This is a genomic window from Novosphingobium sp. BL-S-21 (genome assembly GCF_055521655.1).
This window is the reverse complement of record NZ_CM145496.1, coordinates 2,612,865-2,632,562: the sequence shown is the minus strand read 5'-3', so window position 1 is coordinate 2,632,562 and position 19,698 is coordinate 2,612,865. Positions and strand designations below refer to the sequence as shown.

Annotated in this window: 22 protein-coding genes; 11 read left to right on the top strand and 11 right to left on the bottom strand. The window is 65.2% G+C overall.

Going from position 1 to position 19,698, the window contains the following annotated elements; all coding sequences use genetic code 11:
• Nucleotides 1–518: 518 nt before the first annotated feature.
• From ACZ1J6_RS21035 to ACZ1J6_RS21025, 3 genes are all read left to right on the top strand, one after another.
• Nucleotides 519–947 carry an OsmC family protein gene (locus ACZ1J6_RS21035; protein WP_132268461.1) on the top strand — a complete coding sequence of 143 codons (429 nt, stop codon included), beginning with the start codon at nucleotides 519–521 and terminating at the stop codon, nucleotides 945–947.
• A gap of 71 nt (nucleotides 948–1,018) precedes the next feature.
• Nucleotides 1,019–1,327 (top strand): alkylphosphonate utilization protein, encoded by a 309-nt coding sequence (locus tag ACZ1J6_RS21030; RefSeq protein ID WP_134094172.1) that lies wholly within the window; start codon nucleotides 1,019–1,021, stop codon nucleotides 1,325–1,327.
• A 67-nt stretch (nucleotides 1,328–1,394) separates the two neighbouring features.
• Nucleotides 1,395–1,604 carry a hypothetical protein gene (locus tag ACZ1J6_RS21025; RefSeq protein WP_465127986.1) on the top strand — a complete coding sequence of 70 codons (210 nt, stop codon included), beginning with the start codon at nucleotides 1,395–1,397 and terminating at the stop codon, nucleotides 1,602–1,604.
• Here ACZ1J6_RS21025 and ACZ1J6_RS21020 read toward each other — a convergent pair.
• Nucleotides 1,559–2,032: a COG3650 family protein gene (locus ACZ1J6_RS21020; protein WP_465127985.1), complete on the bottom strand. Its 474-nt coding sequence runs from the start codon at nucleotides 2,030–2,032 to the stop codon at nucleotides 1,559–1,561. The two genes, ACZ1J6_RS21025 and ACZ1J6_RS21020, sit on opposite strands and share 46 nt — an antisense overlap.
• 324 nt (nucleotides 2,033–2,356) lie before the next feature.
• On the opposite strand from ACZ1J6_RS21020, the gene ACZ1J6_RS21015 reads away from it, so the two are divergent.
• Entirely contained in the window at nucleotides 2,357–2,638 is a 282-nt protein-coding gene (locus tag ACZ1J6_RS21015) for a hypothetical protein (RefSeq protein ID WP_132268458.1), read from the top strand.
• 100 nt (nucleotides 2,639–2,738) lie between these two features.
• On the opposite strand, the gene ACZ1J6_RS21010 is transcribed toward ACZ1J6_RS21015, so the two are convergent.
• Nucleotides 2,739–3,137, bottom strand: a complete 399-nt coding sequence (locus ACZ1J6_RS21010) for a hypothetical protein (protein WP_465127984.1) — start codon at nucleotides 3,135–3,137, stop codon at nucleotides 2,739–2,741.
• A 137-nt stretch (nucleotides 3,138–3,274) separates the two neighbouring features.
• Here ACZ1J6_RS21010 and ACZ1J6_RS21005 point away from each other — a divergent pair, with 137 nt between their 5' ends.
• On the top strand, nucleotides 3,275–3,889 hold the full coding sequence (locus ACZ1J6_RS21005; protein WP_465127983.1) for a hypothetical protein: 615 nt from the start codon (nucleotides 3,275–3,277) through the stop codon (nucleotides 3,887–3,889).
• A gap of 4 nt (nucleotides 3,890–3,893) precedes the next feature.
• Here the strand turns inward: ACZ1J6_RS21005 and ACZ1J6_RS21000 are convergent, their stop codons facing one another.
• The 4 genes from ACZ1J6_RS21000 to ACZ1J6_RS20985 form a co-directional block, all read right to left on the bottom strand.
• Nucleotides 3,894–4,280, bottom strand: a complete 387-nt coding sequence (locus tag ACZ1J6_RS21000; protein WP_132268453.1) for a DUF4440 domain-containing protein — start codon at nucleotides 4,278–4,280, stop codon at nucleotides 3,894–3,896.
• Nucleotides 4,277–4,591 carry a YciI-like protein gene (locus ACZ1J6_RS20995; protein WP_134093982.1) on the bottom strand — a complete coding sequence of 105 codons (315 nt, stop codon included), beginning with the start codon at nucleotides 4,589–4,591 and terminating at the stop codon, nucleotides 4,277–4,279. Before ACZ1J6_RS20995 ends, ACZ1J6_RS21000 begins: the two co-directional genes overlap by 4 nt.
• A 132-nt stretch (nucleotides 4,592–4,723) precedes the next feature.
• The gene (locus ACZ1J6_RS20990) at nucleotides 4,724–5,095 is read right to left on the bottom strand and encodes a hypothetical protein (protein WP_465127982.1); all 372 of its coding nucleotides are present in this window, start codon (nucleotides 5,093–5,095) and stop codon (nucleotides 4,724–4,726) included.
• Nucleotides 5,096–5,104: 9 nt separating this feature from the next.
• Nucleotides 5,105–5,743 carry a hypothetical protein gene (locus tag ACZ1J6_RS20985; protein WP_465127981.1) on the bottom strand — a complete coding sequence of 213 codons (639 nt, stop codon included), beginning with the start codon at nucleotides 5,741–5,743 and terminating at the stop codon, nucleotides 5,105–5,107.
• Between the two features lie 307 nt (nucleotides 5,744–6,050).
• Between ACZ1J6_RS20985 and ACZ1J6_RS20980 the strand changes: the two genes are divergently transcribed.
• On the top strand, nucleotides 6,051–7,208 hold the full coding sequence (locus ACZ1J6_RS20980; RefSeq protein WP_465127980.1) for a phospholipase A: 1,158 nt from the start codon (nucleotides 6,051–6,053) through the stop codon (nucleotides 7,206–7,208).
• Between the two features lie 42 nt (nucleotides 7,209–7,250).
• Here the strand turns inward: ACZ1J6_RS20980 and ACZ1J6_RS20975 are convergent, their stop codons facing one another.
• From ACZ1J6_RS20975 to thiC, 3 genes are all read right to left on the bottom strand, one after another.
• Complete coding sequence (locus ACZ1J6_RS20975; RefSeq protein WP_465127979.1) at nucleotides 7,251–8,015, bottom strand: DUF72 domain-containing protein; 765 nt, start codon at nucleotides 8,013–8,015, stop codon at nucleotides 7,251–7,253.
• Nucleotides 8,015–8,308, bottom strand: coding sequence for a hypothetical protein (locus ACZ1J6_RS20970; protein ID WP_132268444.1), 294 nt, complete (start codon nucleotides 8,306–8,308; stop codon nucleotides 8,015–8,017). The genes ACZ1J6_RS20975 and ACZ1J6_RS20970 overlap by 1 nt, the downstream gene beginning before the upstream one ends.
• A gap of 135 nt (nucleotides 8,309–8,443) precedes the next feature.
• Nucleotides 8,444–10,327, bottom strand: a complete 1,884-nt coding sequence (gene thiC, locus ACZ1J6_RS20965) for a phosphomethylpyrimidine synthase ThiC (RefSeq protein ID WP_465127978.1) — start codon at nucleotides 10,325–10,327, stop codon at nucleotides 8,444–8,446.
• 240 nt (nucleotides 10,328–10,567) lie between these two features.
• Here thiC and ACZ1J6_RS20960 point away from each other — a divergent pair, with 240 nt between their 5' ends.
• Nucleotides 10,568–11,197 (top strand): SOS response-associated peptidase family protein, encoded by a 630-nt coding sequence (locus ACZ1J6_RS20960; protein ID WP_465127977.1) that lies wholly within the window; start codon nucleotides 10,568–10,570, stop codon nucleotides 11,195–11,197.
• A 107-nt stretch (nucleotides 11,198–11,304) separates the two neighbouring features.
• Here the strand turns inward: ACZ1J6_RS20960 and ACZ1J6_RS20955 are convergent, their stop codons facing one another.
• Nucleotides 11,305–11,925 (bottom strand): outer membrane protein, encoded by a 621-nt coding sequence (locus tag ACZ1J6_RS20955; protein WP_132268439.1) that lies wholly within the window; start codon nucleotides 11,923–11,925, stop codon nucleotides 11,305–11,307.
• A 597-nt stretch (nucleotides 11,926–12,522) separates the two neighbouring features.
• Nucleotides 12,523–13,611 carry a Gfo/Idh/MocA family protein gene (locus ACZ1J6_RS20950; RefSeq protein WP_465127976.1) on the bottom strand — a complete coding sequence of 363 codons (1,089 nt, stop codon included), beginning with the start codon at nucleotides 13,609–13,611 and terminating at the stop codon, nucleotides 12,523–12,525.
• 18 nt (nucleotides 13,612–13,629) lie between these two features.
• Between ACZ1J6_RS20950 and ACZ1J6_RS20945 the strand changes: the two genes are divergently transcribed.
• The 4 genes from ACZ1J6_RS20945 to ACZ1J6_RS20930 all read left to right on the top strand — a co-directional run bounded on the left by ACZ1J6_RS20945 (nucleotide 13,630) and on the right by ACZ1J6_RS20930 (nucleotide 19,610).
• Nucleotides 13,630–14,562: an aldo/keto reductase gene (locus tag ACZ1J6_RS20945; protein ID WP_465127975.1), complete on the top strand. Its 933-nt coding sequence runs from the start codon at nucleotides 13,630–13,632 to the stop codon at nucleotides 14,560–14,562.
• A complete protein-coding gene (locus tag ACZ1J6_RS20940) occupies nucleotides 14,559–15,644 on the top strand; it encodes an LLM class flavin-dependent oxidoreductase (protein ID WP_465127974.1) in 1,086 nt (361 codons plus the stop codon). The genes ACZ1J6_RS20945 and ACZ1J6_RS20940 overlap by 4 nt, the downstream gene beginning before the upstream one ends.
• Nucleotides 15,645–16,015: 371 nt before the next feature.
• Nucleotides 16,016–17,251, top strand: coding sequence for an MFS transporter (locus ACZ1J6_RS20935; RefSeq protein WP_314464060.1), 1,236 nt, complete (start codon nucleotides 16,016–16,018; stop codon nucleotides 17,249–17,251).
• A 73-nt stretch (nucleotides 17,252–17,324) separates the two neighbouring features.
• Nucleotides 17,325–19,610 (top strand): TonB-dependent receptor, encoded by a 2,286-nt coding sequence (locus ACZ1J6_RS20930; RefSeq protein WP_465127973.1) that lies wholly within the window; start codon nucleotides 17,325–17,327, stop codon nucleotides 19,608–19,610.
• The last annotated feature ends 88 nt before the right edge of the window (nucleotides 19,611–19,698 follow it).

Here is a 19,698-nt window from a genome sequence, read left to right as displayed (position 1 = left end):
TCCATCATCGCGGGCCGCCTCTCTTGTCCTGGAGACATAACATCCGCCCCGGAGAATCGGAAGCGGTCATTGGCGCAAACCCGCAGAAATCCGTTATTTTGCGCTGCGACAGAAAGATATGGCACCCGCGAACACCGCGCAGGAACCCGACTTGTGCCGCCCCGCGCAGGCCCGACATGCCCTGCCCCCGCCCCGGCGGCCGGTTCCTCGTCGATCACGGACAGGATCGCGCTTGTGAAGGCCTGCCTCGGCGCGATAGCTTCCGCCCCACGGCCCGGCCTGGAGGCGATTCGATGCTGCACCCGCTAACGTCGATTTCCTCCGCGCGGATGCGGTCCAGCGCACCGGCGCGGCGTCTCGGCCGTTCCTGCACACCGAACCGGGCCCCCATCCAGCGAATCGGGAACAGGGCGCGCCGCCCTTGCGTTTGCCCGTCGCGCCCGAACCCCATTCGACCAAGTTCAGGCTGAAAGATTCCATCCCCAAGCACGCACGATCCTCATGAAAGGAAATCCGGCATGACGACCAATTCCGCCTCCGCACGCTATTCGGGCCTCGGCAAGGAAGGCAAAGGCGCCATCAGCACCCGTTCCGGGGTGTTGAGCGACCAGCCCTACGGCTTCGGCACGCGCTTCGAAGGCCAGCCCGGTACCAATCCGGAAGAACTGATCGCCGCCGCCCATGCCGCCTGCTTCACCATGGCCACCAGCTTCGCGCTGGCCAAGGCGGGCTTCTCGGACGGCACGCTGGACACCCAGTGCACCGTGACGCTGGACAGCGCTGACGGCGGCTTCGCCGTCACCAAGTCCGCGCTCACCCTGAAGGCCAGCGTGCCGGGCATCAGCGCCGAGGACTTCGAGAAGCTGGCCGACGAAGCCAAGGCCGGTTGCCCCATCTCCAAGCTGCTCAATTGCGAGATCACGCTCGAAAAGTCGCTGGAGGGCTAGGAAAGCCGCGTGGCGCCTGCCATGGCGCTTGCCTTGAGGATGGCGGGTCCGTCCTGATGGAAAGGACGACCATGGCAGGCGACAACGAAGACTACGTCTATGACGAGGACAGCGGCGAATGGATGCCCGCGTCCGAACTGGCGAGCAAGCGCGCCGCCGAGAGCAGCGTCGAAGTGCGCGATGCCGTGGGCAATGTGCTGGCCGATGGTGACCAGGTTACACTGATCAAGGACCTTGAAGTCAAAGGCGCCGGGCAGACGCTCAAGCAGGGCACGCTCATCAAGTCGATCCGCCTGACCGGCGACCCGCAGGAGATCGACTGCAAGTATCCCGGCATCAAGGGCCTGGTCCTGCGCGCGGAATTCGTCCGCAAGCGCTGACCGCCAAGGGAACGGCAGCAAGGCCCCGACGTTTAGCTCATCGGACGGGGGCGAGCGGAGATCCGCATTGCCGATGAAGATCAATGTCATGGGCGCCGTTGCCGGCGCCATCGCTTTCGGAGCCCTGGCCGGAGCATGCCTGCCGGCGGGTTCGGAAGGCGATACGAAGGCAGAGAACGCCCATACGGCCAAGCGGAAGCAGCACCTCGCCGCGACCCGGCCGCAGGAGCCTCAGCGGCTTTCCGTTGCCGACGCTTCAGGCCCGCTGGGCCGCTGACGGTCCGTCCAGGCACAACCCTGCCTGGTTTCGTCGCCCAGTTTCAGCATCGCGGTATAAGGATATGTCTGATCCGACATGCCATCGGTGCAGGTGCCCGGCCCGATCGCGAGAGTCAGCAAGGCGCCCTTGCGCTCGCCGCTGAAGGACAGGCCGCCCCGCCCGGCGAACCGGCTTACGGCGATCGCCTCACCCTTCGCATTTTCAGGCGTAGTATAAGTCAGGCGCTCTCCCACGACATCCCCGCCCCAGAACGGCTCGGTACCCACGAAGCGGATGCGCTCGTCTGAACCGATCTCGTGAAACGGGGCATGATCCTGGGCATCGCCGGGTACGTTCTTGGCGCCGCTGTGGCAGGCCGAAAGCACCATGACGGCGGCAAGCGCCAGGGCGGCACGGTTCAGCGGAGCGTCGGATCGCGGTTCCATGACCATGGCCTAGTCCGCGCGCGCAAAACGCGCAATCGCCAGATGAGGCGGCCCCTCTACTCATCGCCGCGCTCGGGCGATTCGCCTGAAAGAGAACGCCGGTCTCTCCGCTGACGGTGAAATTTTGCATGTGCGAAAGTTTTTCCGGGAGTTCCGTTACCGCTAACATGCTCGTTTGCCGCAGATTTCCGGACAATTGCGGTTTCTGCAACACCAGTGGCAAGTAATTCCATTGCGACAGCGGTGTCAAAAAACCATGTTGCACTGCAACAAGATAAGGGGTGCCCAAGGCAATCTCCTATCGTTCAGACTAAGGATTTTGCCATGCTGAAGACCGTTTTCGCTGTTGGCGCCGCTCTCGTCGCCGTTGCCACCACTGCCGCTCACGCTGAAGATTCGCGCGATTTCTCGCACGACGGCGTGCACTACAACTACACCACCGAGCAGAAGGGCAAGGTTACCGTGATCGAAGGTACCGCTTCGGGCCAGGTTCCCTTCCGCCTTTACGTCGCTGGCAACCGCGTCACCGGCACCTACAACTCGCGCAACGTGAACTTCCGCCTCGCCGACGCCAAGGGCGCTCTGGCCGGCGCCGCTGCGCAGTAAGGGTTCGTCCCTGAGACAGAAAAGGGCGCCGTTCCAATCGGAACGGCGCCTTTTTTGTTGCCCGCGTGGTATGTCGCAGGGTGTTTCGTCAGGCGCCGGCTCAGTGCCGCTTCTGAAGCACGTCTTCGTGCCGCACGAACCGTATCTCCAGATCGCCGCCCGGGACAAAGCCGTGTTTTTCGGCGATGGCCGCACGCATCTCGGCAATGGCCGCGGCGTCGGTGCCCGACGGCACCTGGTAGCGCGCCAGCACCATGCCCTCTTCCACGTCCACCACGCTGAAGTGGCTGGCGATGCACGAGGCGGCCAGGGCATCGAGATCGAGGCCATCGGCCAGGTTCCAGGTCTTGCCCTCCCGCGAACGGATACGCTTGCGGCAATAGCGGCAAGTGCAGACCAGCGTGCCGTCATCGTCCCGCTCGCGCCGACCATCCGGCTCGTGCACGCGCGTGAACCAGCAGGGCGTGAGCGAATAGGCGTCTGACCGTTTCGTAAACATGCGTTCACCATCTCATCCGGTCGTGAACGGTTGCTTGCCCGAGGCATGGGTATATTCCCCGAAGCATTCACCTCAACGACATGGGGCCTCGGTTAGTCCTATATGAGGTAGGTGGGCTGGCGTGATGTGGAGTTGAAATGGGTTTCGCAAAGTGGTTCGTGGTGCTGGCTGCCGGTGGAATCGGCGCCGGCGTGGTCGTGGCGGGCATGACCACGGGCAAGATCACGAAGTATCCCGATCGTTACGCGCTGTCGGGCGAGCATCGGCCTGCCGCCCGTGAAGACCGGCGATCCGGCTATGCCGATCGGGAGCAGGAGGACTATGCCCTGCCAGACGAGGGCTATGCGGACGAAGGCTATGCCGACGACGTCTCTGGCGGAAACCGGCCCGGCTACGGACCGCCGCGCGGGCGCATGGTGATCCTGGACGGCCCGGGCTGGGCTGACGACGGCGGCCCCGGTTACGCCCGCCCGTGGCGCGACGACCGCGGCAGCGATCGCTACGGCGACCGGGACGAGCGCGGCGCCCCATTCCCGGAGCGCGGCGAACGCCCGTACATGGCCGCGCCCCGTGCCTATCCGCCCTCCGAACAGCGCCTCTACCAAGCGGGACCGCGCAGCTATGCACCGCAGCCCGCCGCGCCTCAGACCCGGACTTCAGGCCCGGCGCCGCGCGATTCCGCCGCCGATTCCGCAGCCCGCGCCGCTGGCGCCGCGGCGGACGTCCTGGCTGCCGAGCGCGAGGGCGCCTGAACGTTCAGGCCAGGGTGAGGAAGACTTCCGCCTCGATCACCCACTGCCCGCCCAGTTCGCGCCACTTGGCAAAATAAGTGCCCGAAGCAGTAAGCACGTCCGAGGTGCTGTCTATCCCTTCCCAGCGCCCGTGCTCCATCGCGATCGGCTCGACCGGGGAGAGCACGACCTCACGGGTCGTGCGGGTGTAGATCAGCCGCGCCGGACCGGAAAATTCCCGCCGCCACACTTTCACCTGGCCCATGCGCCCCTGAATCAGCGCGCTGTCGGTCCCGGTGACCATGACGCAGTCGCGCGCGAGAATCGGGGCGATGGCCGCAGCGTCGCCTTCGGCAATCGCGCGGTTGAAAGCCGCCCGGCGCGCGCGGATGGACAGTTCCGCCCCGCTCATGCTTGCCCCTCGGGCCGCACCGGGTTCGCGGCCCGCGCACCGACAACGGTGTTCCAGCGCCGCACCGTCCAGCGCTGGACGATCCCGGACGTGACGTAAGGGTCCGCCCGGGCGAAGGCCTCTGCGCCTTCCGGCCCCTCGCCCGCGAAAAGCAGGAGAGCCATGTCGACGGGATCCTCCACCGCCCCGCCCAGAACCAGTCCGCCGCTCTCCGCCGCATCCCAGGCCAGTGCGAGGTGCGCGTCACGAAACGCCGGGCGCCGCTCCAGATAATCGGGCGCGAGGTGATAGGTCAGAAGGTAGTGGTTCATCGCGAGGCTCTCGTGCTTCGAAGTGTGACCATCCGCATTACACGAAATGCGCCGGATGTGTCGCCTCGCCCGCATTCGCACACTTCAGCGCACCAGGCCGTGAAGCGGAAAACGGGGCATTCGCGGCCCGTTCTAGCGGCGGTTCCGGTTCAGGGTCCTATCGATCAATCCGTAGTGCAGGATTTGAATCGCGAGGAAAGTGGCAGCCATCAGCATCGTCACCGGCAGGAGCATGCTTTCCTGCCCGGGCCTTGGCCTGACGTCCAGGAAAGTCAGCACCGTGATGACCGCCAACACACCAATCCCCAGAGCCGGAACGAGGCAGAGCGCGAGCACGCGAGGGGCGGTCCAATTTACCGTTCCGGCAAGCGACCATTGCATCGGCAACCGCTCGTGATGCCGAAAGCGGGCATTGGCCCGTACCGACAGCCAGGCAGAAACAGCTGCAAAAACGAAGGTTATGCCAAGCACGATCATCGTCGTCAGAAGATCATGTCCAGCCATCTTCTTCTATCAGGAACATCCCTCGACATAGCCCAGCACCGGCATCATGCCGACGTGGACCATCTTGACCTTGCCGTCCTGCCCGATCTCGAAGCGAAGGGCGGGATCCCCGCTCCTGGCATTGGGTGCGGTGAGGTATTTGGCCGGCGCGGCCTCGTATTTGTGCGGTTCCTCACGGAAGCCGGCGAACCACTTCTTCACGTCCGCCTCTGTGGAGCCGACGCCGACCCCCTCCACGAGCTTGATCTGCGACCGCTGCCCAAGCGTGATCCGCTGCACTTTGCCTTTCTCGACTATGGCGTAAACGCCCGGGTAGTCTGGTGAAGTGACCGTACGGCAAGCATCCGATGCCTGCGCACCGCGCTCCGCCCACGATGAGCCTGAGGGCACCGCCTGCCCCAGCCGCAAATCACCCAGCCCTTCCAACGCCAGCACCTTGGAGTTGGCAGCGGGCCCGGCAGTCCCCGATGGCATCTCCGTAGCCGTGGCTTCGGACGCCGGCGCGGCTCCCTCGAACCCGGACATGGCCCCTTCCGGCATGGCCGAGGACGTCGCAGCCTCGCCAGCCTGATCGGGCGCCTTCGCAGGCTCGGACGAACAGGCCGCAAGTGCAAGGGCCAGGATCGATGCAGTGAGGAGATTCTTCATGAACAGCGCAATGCACATCCGAGGCCAAAGGTTGCGTCGTCGAGCTTTTCCAAAATTGGGGGTCATCGCGCCAGAATAGCACCGGAGCCTTCGACAGCCTGCGAAAACGCATCCGATTTGCCCCCATTTCTCGCCCGAAAAAACCGCTACGGATTGATTTTGCTTTGCAAATTCTCCGCACTTCGCAGATGCGGTAGAGATAATCGGGCGCACAGGGTGACATAAATTGAAAACGATTGCGGGCGCTAGCGCTTTGATGGCGGCGCTTTGCGCCCAGACGGCGTGTGCGGAACCTCTTCGCAAAGCAGTGATCACCGAAATCGAGACCGTGGCGGATGGCTCCGTCCTGGTGGAAGTTCTGCTGGTCAATGACGGTGACTCGGGAAGATCCTTTGACATTCCGGCCAGGATCGATGCCGAAATGCGCAGCAGTAAGGTGGAAATCGCCGCGCTAGAAAGGTCGATCGATACGCCTGCCAGCCTGACAGTGGCACCGGGCGGTTTTGCAAAGGCCCACTACAGGCTGGCAGCTGGCGGACACCCATGGGCCGCAGGACACGCCCCGCTCATCAGCATTCCTCTATGGCATACTGCCCAGGTCGCAGCCGGTCCGGCGCAATCTGCGCCTGCGCTCACTCTGGCGTCGGAGCAGACCGCGGCCACTACTTCGGCCGCTGCTCCGATGGCTGATGCGGCAACCAGCGGGGCGGGACATCGCCCCGTACAATCACGACTCGAAAGAGAAGAGAACGGCTTTCTTACCGATTTTTCGCCTTACGAGCCGAGCTACGTCGTCTTCGGAAATGCCAAGGACAGCGAATGGCGTGTCCAGCTCAGCTTCAAGTATCATTTGCTTGGCAGTCATAGCGATGGCGCCCGGCCGAGCTGGCGGGATGGCCTCTATTTCGGCTTCACCAACAAATTGTTCTGGGACATCGCATCCGATTCGTCGTTCCGCGATGCCAACTATCTGCCGGAACTGTTCTACCGGACACCGGAATTCGCCCTCTCCGGACATACAGGTGCGGGATTGCAGGTCGGCCTTCAACACGAATCGAACGGTCGCTCAGGCAAAATCCAGGGCCGCAGCGTCAACAATGTCTATATCTCTCCTACCATCAGTCAGGACTTGGGCGATGGCTACCGGCTCTCGCTGGCCCCGCGCGCAATGTTGCTGGTGGGCGGCAAAGCAGGCAACCCGGACATCCTGACGTACCGCGGCGCGACGTCGCTGGACGTCAACCTTGGCAAGGACGACGGCCTGCTGCTTTCGGCCTCGGGGCGATATAACTTCAATTCGGGCAAGGGCGCGCTGGAAACCGACTTGTCCTATCCGATCGATCGGATCGTGGGTGGACCGAATTTCTATCTCTTCGTCCAGAGCTTCACCGGCTACGGCGAAAGCCTGTTCGACTACAACCGGCGCATGAGCCGGCTTCGTATCGGCTTCGCGATCACCCGGTAAAAGACGGCAGGGAAACGAGCCGTCGCGCTCTCGTTCGGCGGCTCAGTTTTTCAACTTCTCGATCAGCGCCATTGCCGCAGCGGGCGCTCGTTCTTTGGCGCCGTTGATGAAGAACAGGAAGACGTCCTTGCCGGATTTCGACCAATCCTGCGCGCGCTTTGCCCATTGCGTGAGTTGGGCGGAGGGGTAGCCCTGCTCAAGGTCCGACTGCGCGTTCTGGAGGCGGGCGTAGATGAAGGGGCTGTTCTCGGCCGCGTCTTCGAAGGCGGGGTATTTGGCGCTGTCGGCGAGAATGACCGCGACGCCGGCCTTGCGGGCGAGGTCCAGGAATGCCGGATCGCGGAAACTTTCGTGCCGGGGCTCGATGGCGTGGCGCAGGGCCAGGCCTTCCTGCTTTGCCGGCAGCAGGGCGAAGAAGGCGGCGATCTCGTCGGGGTCGAACTGCTTGGTGGCGGCGAGTTGCCAGTTGATCGGCCCCAGCTTGTCGCCAAGCTCGACCAGGCCCTGCTCGACGAAGTTGGTGACGCTTTCGCCCGCTTCAGCCAGGTTCTTGCGGTTGGTGCAGTAGCGCGAGCCCTTGAGCGCGAACTTGAACCCGTCCGGCACGGTATCGCGCCACTTGGCGAAGCTGGCCGGCTTCTGGCGGCCGTAGAAGGTGGCGTTGATCTCGGTGCCGGTGAGGTGCTGGCCGACATATTCCAGCTCGCGGGCCTTGGACACGCCCTTGGGATAGAAGGTTTCCCGCCAGGGGTCGTAGCTCCAGCCGCCGATGCCGACGTGCACTTCGCCCGGCCCCCTGGCGCTCATCAGGCCTTCTTTCGCGAAAGGCGGCGGCGATTGGCGGTAACGCGCTTGCGATAGTGGCGCACGGCCTTGTGCGCGGTCTGTTCCGGAGAGGCCAGACCGCCGGTCGCCAGCTTCATCGCCAGTTCGGCATTGGCCTGGAGCTTTTCGGTGACCATCAGCATGTTTTCGCGGTTGCTGCCCCGCCCGGTCATCATGTCGGTGGTACGCATTCCCATGACCATCATGGATTCGGCCCAGAGCCAGTAGCTGTCATGGGCGAGCTTCATCCAGTCGCCATTGGAATTGCGGGGCATTCGGGAACCCTTCGAGATGGAAATCGATGGTAGCAGCGCAATCGATTCCTGCGAAGGGGAATTGCTGAGGCCGGAATGGGCCGTCGTCCCGGTGCGAGCCCGGGACGACGTTATCTCCAACCGGCGTCGATACGCTCAGTCGTGTTCGCGGTCTCCCGCGCCCATGTAGAGTTCGCTGCCGGTTTCCCGGAACACCTTGCTCATTTCGGCCATGCCCGCCTCGGCCTCGGAAATGGCGAGCTTGCCGCCTTCTTCCGCCGCGATGAAGCCGGTCGAGGGCTGGTTCTGCTTCGCCGCGAAATCCCGCACTTCCTGGCTGATCTTCATCGAACAGAACTTCGGCCCGCACATCGAGCAGAAATGCGCGGATTTCGCGCCTTCGGCCGGAAGCGTCTGGTCGTGGTACTGCTCCGCCGTGTCGGGATCGAGGCTGAGGTTGAACTGGTCGCGCCAGCGGAACTCGAACCGGGCGCGGCTGAGGGCATCGTCGCGGACTTTGGCGGCCGGGTGGCCTTTCGCCAGATCGGCAGCATGGGCGGCCAGCTTGTACGTGACGACGCCAACTTTCACGTCATCGCGGTCCGGCAGGCCAAGGTGTTCCTTGGGCGTGACGTAGCAGAGCATCGCCGTGCCGTACCAGCCGATCATGGCCGCGCCGATGCCGCTGGTGATGTGGTCGTAGCCCGGCGCGATATCGGTGACGAGCGGCCCGAGGGTGTAGAACGGCGCTTCGCCGCAAGCCTCAAGCTGCTTGTCCATGTTCTCCTTCACCTTGTGCATCGGCACATGGCCCGGCCCCTCGATCATCACCTGCACGTCCTGCGCCCACGCCCGCTTGGTCAGTTCGCCCAGGGTGTAGAGTTCGGCGAACTGCGCCTCGTCATTGGCATCCGCGATCGAGCCGGGGCGCAGGCCGTCACCCAGCGAGTAGGCGACGTCGTAAGCCTTCATGATCTCGGTGATTTCGTCGAAGCGTTCGTAAAGGAACGATTCGCGGTGATGGGCGAGGCACCATTTGGCCATGATCGAGCCGCCCCGGCTGACGATGCCGGTCACGCGCTTGGCGGCGAGCGGCACGAAAGGCAGGCGCACGCCGGCGTGGATGGTGAAGTAGTCCACGCCCTGTTCGGCCTGTTCGATCAGGGTGTCGCGGAAGACCTCCCAGGTCAGGTCCTCGGCAATGCCGCCGACTTTCTCCAGCGCCTGGTAGATCGGCACGGTGCCGATCGGCACGGGGCTGTTGCGGATGATCCATTCGCGGGTGTCGTGGATGTTGCGGCCGGTGGAGAGGTCCATCACCGTATCCGCGCCCCAGCGGATCGACCAGACCATCTTGTCCACCTCGCTCGCCACGTCGGAGGCCACGGCGGAGTTGCCGATATTGGCGTTGATCTTGACCAGGAAATTGCGGCCGATCGCCATCGGCTCGCTCTCGGGATGGTTGATGTTGGAGGGGATGATCGCCCGGCCGCGCGCCACTTCCTCGCGCACGAACTCCGGCGTGACGTAATCGGGGATGGCGGCGCCCCAGTCTTGCCCGTCGCGCGCATATTCCATGAGCATCGCGCGGCCGAGGTTCTCGCGCTCGGCGATGTATTCCATCTCCGGCGTGATGATCCCGCGCCGCGCGTAGTGCATCTGGCTGACGTTCATGTCCGGCTTGGCGCGCAGCGGGCGCTTCACGACGTTGGGGAAGGCCGGGACCCCGCCCGAGCGGTCCGGGCCGAGTTGGCCGTTGTCCTCCGGCTTCACCGCGCGGGCTGCATAGTCCTCCACATCGCCGCGTGCGAGAATCCAGTCGCGGCGTTTGGCGGCGAGGCCAGCGGCGATGTCGATGTTCACGTTGGGATCGGTGTAGGGACCGGAGGTGTCGTAGACACGCACGGGCGCCTCGCCCGAACCAGGCTCCAAGTGGATTTCCCGCATGGCAACGCCAAGCGGCCCGACATGAATCTTCTTCGACCCGCGAATGGGCCCGGTGGTAACGCCGATTTCCAGTGTGGAATTGATGTCGGCCATAAGCGATTTTCCTAGGGCTTATGGACGAAAGAAAGGTCGCGACAGATGAGTCCTGTGGCCCGCCCTTCCCTCCGCCCGTGTTAACGGGTTCAGGTTCAACGGGTCGGGCAGCGTGACCTGCCCCTCTCAGCCATTTGTTTCCTTCCGGCTTTCGCAATAGCGAAAACCTTGGGCACAAGCTCCCCGGGGATGGGCGGACGATAGACGGGGCGATCCCGTCCGTCTAGGCCGACCGGCGACATGCCGATCATCTATCGCCTCGACGCACCCGCCCGCGATGTCGCCCGTGCCATGGGCGCCGAAGCCGGGGAGGACCCGTGGCGCGGCGGCCCGGTTTCGGGCGGCGGGTTCGCGCCGGTGGTGACGATGGGGCGCGAATTCGTGGCCGGACCCCGGCCGGAGCAACGCCAGCCGCGCCGCATGGTGCCGCGTCTCTGGGGTGTGCCGCCCCCGCCCGCCGCCTTTGGCGAGCGTCGCCACGGCATCCTCACCGTGCGCAATCTGGAAAGCCCGTTCTGGATCGGCAACTTGCGCAACAGCGAGTTTCGCTGCCTGGTGCCCGCCACTGCGTTCATGGAATGGGGCAAGGTGGACCCGCGCGACGGCAAACGCCGCCAGAACTGGTTCGGCGCTGCCGACCAGCCGATCTTCGCGATGGCCGCTGTGTGGAAGGACAGCGAAGTGCCCAGCTTCGCCCTGCTCACGTGCGAGGCCAATAATGCGCTGCGTGCCGAGGGGCGGGACACGATGCCGGTCATCCTCCCGCCCGAAGCGCACGATCTCTGGCTGCGGGGGGACTGGAAGCGTGCGGCGGCGCTGGTGGTGCCCTATTCGTCCTCGCTCACGACACTGCGCGTGGCGGGCGCCTGAGGACGGGCCCAGAAAAAAGCCGGACGCGGGAAAGCTGGACAGGGAAAACCCGGGCCACCGCAAAGACGGCCCGGGTCACTCCCTGCGAAGAATCGCGGATTACGGGATTACTTGAACCGGATACCGACGCCGCCCATCACGCGCTGGCGTGCCGAGTGGCCGTGGTAGTCGGAATAGACGTACTGAGCATTGACGTAGACCGGCAGGCGTCCCTGGGTGAGCGTGTATTCCACGCCGCCGCCGACCTGATAGCCGTCCGCCTTGTAGTGATCGTAGACGAGGGTGTCGCCGGTCGGGCCGTCGATGCGGCGGCGCTGTTCGCCGTTGACGTAGCCGCCCTTGGCGAAGACCAGCAGCTGCGGGGTGGCGAGGTAGCCGGCGCGCACGGCGGCGCCCCATTCCTCGAAGCCCTTGTGGCAGATGCTGTTGCCGTCGGCCAGGCCGGTGCAGTTCTCATTGCCGTTGCCGGGGCGCCAGTAGCTGCCTTCGGCGCCGATCACGAAGCGGTCGCCCAGCGTGCCGTCGAAGCCCACGGTGCCGCCGTAACCGAACTTGTCGTTATGATTGCCTTCGGACTGGAAGCGATCGCCGCCGGCATTGGCTTCGACGCGGATACCGCGGAAACTCGTGCCGTTCGAAGCGACTTCCGAACCTTCCTGCGCGAACGCAGGCTGCGCGGCGATCCCCGCCGCGAAAAGCGCGGCGATCGTGGTGGCTTTGATATTCATAACAGGTCCTTGAAGTAGGTCGGGGGTCACCGGGAAACGGCGATCCTACGGTCAAAGTTGCCCATTAGGGGTATATCCCGGGCGCAAGTGGGTCGATATGTGACGACTGCGCAACAGTTCCACAAAGCGGAATTCCGGACATTGTCCGGCCGGTTGCCTGCATTTCCGCGGGTCTGGAGCCCATTGATCGTCGGGATCGCGGTTTCGCGCCAAATGGTCGCCGAACTTATTTTGCCTTGGCCGGGAACCGGTCTCTCCGTCCGGCGCCCGCGTGTTCGGGCGTTGGAGGTAGGGTGAGGATGCAGGAAAAAGCGCGCCCCTCCCCCCTCCCCCTTCGTCATTGCGAGCGTAGCGAAGCAATCCAGAGCGGCTCTGCGCGACTCTGGATTGCTTCGCTACGCTCGCAATGACGAAAGGTTGGGGAGAGAAACACGTCGTCCCGGACTTGATCCGGGACCGCTGGCGGTTCTTTAGGCGCTAAATGGCAGAACGGCGCCCCGCTGAACATTGGGCGCGGCTCTGCCAGCGGTCCCGGATCAAGTTCGGGACGACGCCTTCTTCAACGCCTTCTTCAAATCAGCATTCAGCGCCTGTGCTTCAGCCCAGCAGTTCGGCCATCTCCACCACACGCTTCTCGCGGGCGCTGAGTTCCGCCGCCGCGCCGATGGCCACGGCCATCAACCCGTCGCGCGCGGTCACCTGCACTTCGCCCTCGCCGCGAACGGCGCGGGCGAAGGCCTCGTGCTGGTAGAACGTCGCGCCGTGGTGCGAGCCGGCATCCATCGCCGCCTCGTCCACCGCAACGTGCCAACGCTCGACCGCCTTCGGACCCGGCCACGGCACGCGCGGCGACCAGACGAGATCGCCCGGCGGGATCAGCACGTCGAGGCGGCCCTTGTCGCCGGTCGCGCTCATCTCTTCCTGATGCTCGGCGCCCTCGGCGAACATGCAAAGGTCGAGCAGCGCACGGCTGCCGTCGGCGAAATCGACGGTGGTGAAGCTGTTGTCGATTATGTCGGGCTGGCGGCCCTGATAGCGCTCATCCACGTGGTTCACGTCCATCGCGCCCGAGCAATAGACGCGCACCAGCTCCGAACGGGTGATCAGGCGCATGAGGTCGAAGAAGTGGCAGCACTTCTCCACCATGGTGCCGCCGGTGTTGACCGAGAAACGGTTCCAGTCGCGCACTTTCACCAGGAACGGGAAGCGATGCTCGCGGATGGAGAGCATCTGCAGGCGGCCGACCTTGCCGCCGTGAATCTCGTCGATGAAGGCCTTGGCGGGCGGACTGAAGCGGTATTCCATGCCCGTCCAGAACGGCGCCTTGCGGGCCTCGGCGCGTTCGACCACCCAGCGGGCGTCTTCCATCGTGGTGCAGAGCGGCTTTTCGCAGAGGATCGCCACGTCGCTGTCCAGCAGCGGCTCCAGCACCGCACGGTGCGTGAAATTGGGCGAGACGACCACCACGGCATCGAGCCCGGCATTGGCGATCATGCTGGCGCTGTCGGCATATTCCGCCACGCCCTCGGCCTTCTCGCCCAGGGCATCCTTGGCCCAGCCGAGCGAGGTCGGCTCGGGATCGGCGATGGCGACCACTTCGGCGCCTTCGAGGATCTTGAGATTGTGGATGTGCTCGACACCCATCATCCCGGTTCCGACAATTCCGTAACGCAGCGTATCTACCATTTCGCAACTCCGTGTGCCATGTGGCGATCCATGACCTCCCCATCGACGATGCGCCTATCGGCCCAACCCGTCCCGCTCGGCAAGAGCGGAATTTCCGTTTTCCCGATTGCCTGGGGCATGTGGCGGCTCGCCCGACCCGACGGTAACGACGACATCGGCGCCATCGTCGCCCGCATCGAGGCGGCGCTTGAGGCAGGCGTGACCCTGTTCGACACCGCCGACATTTACGGCTGCGACGCCGCGCTCGGCTTCGGCGGCGCGGAACTGCTGCTGGGCAAGGCGCTCGCCGCCCGCCCGGACCTGCGCGACCGGATGACCATCGCCACCAAGGGCGGCATCGTTCTGGGCGTGCCCTACAATTCGAGCCCGGACTACCTGAACAAGGCGCTCGCAGCCTCGCTCGAACGCCTCGGCCTGCCTTCGGTCGAACTCTACCAGATCCACCGCCGCGACTTCCTGGCCCACCCGCGCGACGTGGCCGAAACCCTCGCCGCCATGGTCGAGAGCGGCAAGGTCAAGGCCATCGGCGTTTCCAACTACAGCCCGGCCGAATTCGACGCGCTCCAGGCCTACCTGCCCTTCCCCATCGTCTCGACCCAGCCCGAGTTCTCGGCCGCGCGCTATGCGCCGCTCTATGACGGCACGCTCGACCAGGCGATGGCCCGCGACGTGGCGGTGCTGGCATGGTCGCCGCTGGGCGGCGGACGCCTTGCCGCCGGTTCGCAAGACCCCGTCGCGAAGCTGATCGCCGCGCAAGGCGCGCGTTACGGCACCGATGCTGCCGCCGCCGCACTGTCGTGGATCATGGCCCACCCCTCGCGCGCGATTCCCATCGTCGGCTCGCAGACCCCCGAGCGCATCCTCGCCTCGCGTGATGCGCTGAAGGTCGAATGGACCGCGCCGGAATGGTATGCCGTGCTGGAAGCCTCGATGGGAGCGCGCCTGCCGTGAGCGCGCTGTCCCCTTGCGAAATCAGCTGGTTTTCGGCGCTCTGCGACGATGACTATGAATTCCTCGGCCAGCCGGACCCGATGCTACGCTCCAGCTGGGAGCATTGCCGCAACATCGTGATGGCCGCCGAGGAAGGCGGTTTCGACAACGTGCTGCTGCCTTCCGGCTATGCGCTCGGCATCGACACCACCGCCTTTGCCGCCGCCATCGCCGCCGAGGTTCGCCGCATCAAGCTGCTGATGGCCGTGCGCATCGGTGAGATGTGGCCGGCCCAGCTCGCGCGCCAGATCGCCACGATCGACCAGATCCTGGGTGGTCGCGAGGGCGGCAGCCGCCTGAACATCAATATCATCTCCAGCGAGATGCCCGGCGAAACGCTCGACGGCCCCGCCCGCTATGAGCGCACGACCGAGGCCATCGAGATCCTGCGCACCCTGCTGTCAGGCCAGTCGCTCGACCATCAGGGCCGGTTCTGGAACCTGAAGCTCGACGCGCCGCGCATGATCGCGCCGGGCTCGAAATGCCCGCCGCTCTACTTCGGCGGCCTTTCCGAACCCGCCCGCGAAGTGGCCGCCAAGGGCTGCGACGTCTACCTGATGTGGCCGGACCGGATGGAAGCGGTGAAGGAAACCATCGCCGACATGCGCGCCCGCGCCGCGAAATACGGCCGCACCATGCGCTTCGGCTACCGCGTCCACGTCATCGTGCGCGAGACCGAAGTGGAAGCCCGCGGCGCGGCGGACCGCCTGCTCTCGCGCCTCGATGCTGCGGAAGGCGCGGCGATCCGGGCACGTTCGCTGGACTCCCAGTCGGTCGGCGTGCAGGCACAGGCCGCGCTGCGCGAGACCGCCAGCGACGACGGCTATGCCGAGGACAACCTCTGGACCGGCATCGGCCGCGCCCGCTCGGGCTGCGGCGCGGCGATCGTCGGCGATCCGGACCAGGTGCTGGCGAAGCTCCAGGCCTATCGCGAGGCGGGGATCGATGCCTTCATCCTGTCCGGCTACCCCCATGCGCGCGAGGCGGACCTGTTCGCGCGGCATGTGCTGCCCCGGATCGATCACGGGCCGCTGGCTTTTTAACACACGCCAAACCTCAATACCCCAGCCAACCTTCGTCATTGCGAGCGCAGCGAAGCAATCCAGAGCGGTTCCGCGCCGCTCTGGATTGCCGCGTCGGCTTCGCCTCCTCGCAATGACGAGTGTTGGGAGAGCAAAAGAGGCCGGGGCGGACATTGACTGCGTCGGCAACATACAAGCTGCGCCGCAGGGAGCGCACGACGCATAGGCGGCGCACAGCATCGACATTCCGAGGGTCTGGCCGAGGGTCTGGGGGATCATCCCCCAGGACTTCTCTTCCCTCTCCGCCCTAGAATTTCTTGTTCGCCCCTGCTCTCCCCCATCGCTAGACGATCCGGGATGCAGATTTTCCCCCAAGCCCGGACGTGCCGCGCATGACCCTGTCCCCGCGCCGCCGCTGGCTGCTGTTCGCTCTCGCGCTGACGGCGGGCGTACTCAATCTCGTGGATCGCCAGATCATCTCGGTACTGAAGCCGACGATCGCCGCCGATCTCGGCTGGAGCGACGACGACTACGGCACCCTGGCCGCCTGGTTCCAGGCCGGCGCGGCGTTCGGCTTCCTCGCGGCGGGGTGGCTGGTGGACCGGCTGGGTGCGAAATGGGCCAATGCGGCGGGCGTGGCGGCGTGGTCGCTGGCGGCGATGACTCATGGCTGGGCGCACAGTTTCAGCCAGTTCGTACTCTGCCGCGTCGGGCTGGGCGCCACGGAATCGATGGGCACACCCGCAGGTGTGAAGACCATCGCCACGATCTTTCCGCCGAACCTGCGCTCTCTGGGCTTCGGGCTTTCGAATGCGATGAACAGCCTTGGCGCGATCCTGGCGCCGCTGGCGATCCCGGTGGTCGCGGCGGTCTGGGGCTGGCGCGCCGCCTTCGTGCTGGCGGGCGTGGTCGGCCTGTTCTGGGTCGCGGCCTGGCTTCTGGCGTCGCGCGGGGTGGACTTCGGCGACCGCCAGCCTTCCGCCACGGGCAACCTGATCTCAGGCGACAAGCTGTTCCTGAAGGAAGGCCGTACCTGGACCATCGCGCTGGCCAAAGTGCTGTCGGACGCGACCTGGTGGCTGATGCTGTTCTGGATGCCGGACTACTTCAACCGGCAGTTCGGCCTCTCCGGCACCGAGCTGGGGCCGCCGCTGGCCTTGGCCTATTGCGGCTCGGCGGCGGGCTCGCTGATCTCGGGCTTTGCGGCCAACCGCCTGCTTTCCAGCGGCTGGAGCGCCAACCGCACGCGCAAGACGCTGATGCTGATTTCCGCGCTCTGCGTGGTGCCGGTGCCGCTGGCGCTTTACGTCGAGGGCTACTGGCCCGCCGTGGGCCTGATGGCGTTGACCCTGGCCGGGCACCAGGGTTTCTCGACCAACCTGTTCGGCCTGATCGCCGACGTGACCCCGCGCCACAAAGTGGGCCGCGTGACCGGCTTCGGCGCGTTCTGCGGCAACCTCGGCGGCACCGCGATCAGCAAGATCGCCGGTCTCGTGCTGGCGGCGGGGCTGGGCTACGGTCCGCTCTTCGGTTTTGCTGCGGTTTCCTACCTGCTTGCACTCGGCTGGATTCAGCTCACCATGCCCCGGATTGTCCCGGCAGAGGACACCACCTCGTCCCACGCATAGGGCGACTAAAGGAAAACTATCTTTCTCAACCAAAACGGTTGACTATAGATCCGCGCGACCAAGGGAGATCCGAATGACCATGACCTCGCTCCGCGCCGCCCGCACCCTGCTGCTGGCCTCCGCGGTACTGTTCCCGGCCGCCGCTTATGCCGACGAGGCACCGGACACCGCGTCCGGCGAGATCGTCGTGACCGCGCGCTACCGCGACGAATCGCTGCAGCAGGTGCCGATCGCCATTACCGCCGTCAGCGGTGAATCGCTCAATGATCGCGCGATCCACAACCTCCAGGACCTGAGCGCCACGGTGCCCTCGGTCGACTTCCGCAACGGCGCCTCCAACAAGGACCGCACCGTTTTCATCCGCGGCGTCGGCACGATCAGCACTTCGCCGGGTGTGGAATCCTCGGTCTCCACCGTGCTCGACGGCGTCGTGCTGACCCGCCCGGGCCAGGCCACGCTGGACGTGGGCGAAGTCTCGCGCATCGAAGTGCTGCGCGGCCCGCAGGGCACACTGTTCGGCAAGAACGCCTCGGCCGGCGTCATCAGCGTCGTCACCGCGGCCCCGTCGCAGGAATTCCACGCCTACGCCGAAGGTTCGGCCACGACCGACGAGGAATACCGCATCAAGGCGGGCGTCACCGGCGGCCTTGCCCCGAACGTCTCCGCGCGGATTGACGGCCTATACGCCAATTACGACGGCAACGTTCGCAACGTCACCACCGGCAACGAGGTCAACGGCTACGAGCGTTACGGCGCCCGCGCCAAGATCGAAGCCACGCCCACCGACACCCTGAAGCTCACCCTTTCGGGCGACTACCTCTACTCGCACGACACCACCCCGAGCGGCGTCTATTTGCGCACCAGCCAGATCGCCTATCCCACCGGCGCGGTGACCAATTCCCCGGCGCTCGCCTCATTCCTCGCCGGCCAGGGCATCACCCCCGGCGCCGAGAACCGCGAAGTCAGCACCAACTTCGACACCGACGTGCGCGACAAGAACTACGGCGGCTCGCTGACCGCGGAGTGGGGCCTGGGCGACTACACCGTCACCTCGATCACGGCCTACCGCGAATGGAAGAACCGCCAGCACCAGGACTACGACGCCCTTTCGGAGCTTTCGGCCACTTTCCCCGAAGGCGACGACCGCGGCATCGTGGACAACAAGCAGTTCTCGCAGGAACTGCGGCTGACCTCGCCCAAGGGCAAGTTCATCGACTACGTCGTGGGCGCCTACTACCTCCACGCCAAGACCGACGAAGTCTATTCACGCACGCTCACCCGCCTGATTTCCGGTGCCGAGAACGTGGTGTCGGGCGTGGCGAACTATGGGGTGACCAGCGACAACTACGCCCTGTTCGGTGAGGCCAATTTCAACTTCACCCCCTGGCTGCGTGCCATCGCCGGCTATCGTTCGACCTGGGACGACCTCAGCTACTACCACGTCCGCACGTCGAGCAACGACCCGACCAATTCGGGATCGACCGCGCTCGACGTGGCGGGCATCCGTGCCTACCACAATTCGGCCGGCTCCACCTCGACCCGCGGCGATTCCTACCGCGGCGGCCTCCAGGCGGACTTCCTGCCGAACAACCAGGCCTATTTCACTTATTCGCGCGGCTACAAGGGCCCGGCCTACAACGCCTACTTCAACATGCGCTCGCTCAACGCGACCACGCCGCTGGACGAGATCGCGCTGAAGCCTGAAACTTCGGACTCGTTCGAGGGCGGTATCAAGGGCTCGGCGCTGGGCCACCAGATCACGTATGCGCTGGCGGTCTACTCGACCAAGTTCCACAACTACCAGGCCAACTACAACGACGTGGTCGGCGGCGCGCAAGTCACCCGCCTGATCAACGCCGGAACCGTGCAGACCAAGGGCGTGGAACTCGACTTCGGCCTGCGCCCGATCCCGGGTCTCTCGCTGGACACCTCGGTGGCCTATACCGACGCCAAGGTGCTGAACTTCATCTGCCCCGAAGGCGCGCCGTCCAGCTGCAACATCAACGGCGAAGTCCTGCCCTTCGCGCCGAAGTGGAAGCTCTACAGCAACGCCGCCTACCGCTTCGCCCTGTCGGACGCGATCGACCTCGAAGTGCAGACCGACATCACGCTCAAGAGCCGCACGCAGTACCAGTTGACCGAGACGCCGGGCACGATCCAGCCGGGCTATTACATCTGGAACGGCAGCGTGGCGCTGATCGGCGCGAACGACGGCTGGCAGCTGCGCGGGTTCGTGAAGAACATCACCAACCAGAGCTACTCCAACTTCCTCGCCAACGGCACGCTGGCCGGGATCGTCCGCTACGTCCCGCGTGACGACAAGCGCTATGGCGGGATCATGCTGCGCAAGGAGTTCTGAGGAAAAGGGAGAAGCAGGGGGTCAACACCCCCTGCACCCCCAACACTGTCAAGGTCACGCGGACCAATAGCGTGGTGCGCTCATGGCG

What these genes read in the sequence shown, in the direction of transcription:
- ACZ1J6_RS20945 (WP_465127975.1), top strand. Translation starts at nt 13,630, where the DNA reads ATGTGGCGATCCATGACCTCCCCATCGACGATGCGCCTATCGGCCCAA.
- ACZ1J6_RS20970 (WP_132268444.1), bottom strand. Translation starts at nt 8,308, where the DNA reads ATGCCCCGCAATTCCAATGGCGACTGGATGAAGCTCGCCCATGACAGC.
- thiC (WP_465127978.1), bottom strand. Translation starts at nt 10,327, where the DNA reads ATGGCCGACATCAATTCCACACTGGAAATCGGCGTTACCACCGGGCCC.
- ACZ1J6_RS20930 (WP_465127973.1), top strand. Translation starts at nt 17,325, where the DNA reads ATGACCATGACCTCGCTCCGCGCCGCCCGCACCCTGCTGCTGGCCTCC.
- ACZ1J6_RS21035 (WP_132268461.1), top strand. Translation starts at nt 519, where the DNA reads ATGACGACCAATTCCGCCTCCGCACGCTATTCGGGCCTCGGCAAGGAA.
- ACZ1J6_RS20990 (WP_465127982.1), bottom strand. Translation starts at nt 5,095, where the DNA reads ATGGCTGGACATGATCTTCTGACGACGATGATCGTGCTTGGCATAACC.
- ACZ1J6_RS20955 (WP_132268439.1), bottom strand. Translation starts at nt 11,925, where the DNA reads ATGAATATCAAAGCCACCACGATCGCCGCGCTTTTCGCGGCGGGGATC.
- ACZ1J6_RS20960 (WP_465127977.1), top strand. Translation starts at nt 10,568, where the DNA reads ATGCCGATCATCTATCGCCTCGACGCACCCGCCCGCGATGTCGCCCGT.
- ACZ1J6_RS21005 (WP_465127983.1), top strand. Translation starts at nt 3,275, where the DNA reads ATGGGTTTCGCAAAGTGGTTCGTGGTGCTGGCTGCCGGTGGAATCGGC.
- ACZ1J6_RS21030 (WP_134094172.1), top strand. Translation starts at nt 1,019, where the DNA reads ATGGCAGGCGACAACGAAGACTACGTCTATGACGAGGACAGCGGCGAA.
- ACZ1J6_RS20950 (WP_465127976.1), bottom strand. Translation starts at nt 13,611, where the DNA reads ATGGTAGATACGCTGCGTTACGGAATTGTCGGAACCGGGATGATGGGT.
- ACZ1J6_RS21015 (WP_132268458.1), top strand. Translation starts at nt 2,357, where the DNA reads ATGCTGAAGACCGTTTTCGCTGTTGGCGCCGCTCTCGTCGCCGTTGCC.
- ACZ1J6_RS20995 (WP_134093982.1), bottom strand. Translation starts at nt 4,591, where the DNA reads ATGAACCACTACCTTCTGACCTATCACCTCGCGCCCGATTATCTGGAG.
- ACZ1J6_RS21010 (WP_465127984.1), bottom strand. Translation starts at nt 3,137, where the DNA reads ATGTTTACGAAACGGTCAGACGCCTATTCGCTCACGCCCTGCTGGTTC.
- ACZ1J6_RS21020 (WP_465127985.1), bottom strand. Translation starts at nt 2,032, where the DNA reads ATGGAACCGCGATCCGACGCTCCGCTGAACCGTGCCGCCCTGGCGCTT.
- ACZ1J6_RS21000 (WP_132268453.1), bottom strand. Translation starts at nt 4,280, where the DNA reads ATGAGCGGGGCGGAACTGTCCATCCGCGCGCGCCGGGCGGCTTTCAAC.
- ACZ1J6_RS20935 (WP_314464060.1), top strand. Translation starts at nt 16,016, where the DNA reads ATGACCCTGTCCCCGCGCCGCCGCTGGCTGCTGTTCGCTCTCGCGCTG.
- ACZ1J6_RS20975 (WP_465127979.1), bottom strand. Translation starts at nt 8,015, where the DNA reads ATGAGCGCCAGGGGGCCGGGCGAAGTGCACGTCGGCATCGGCGGCTGG.
- ACZ1J6_RS20985 (WP_465127981.1), bottom strand. Translation starts at nt 5,743, where the DNA reads ATGAAGAATCTCCTCACTGCATCGATCCTGGCCCTTGCACTTGCGGCC.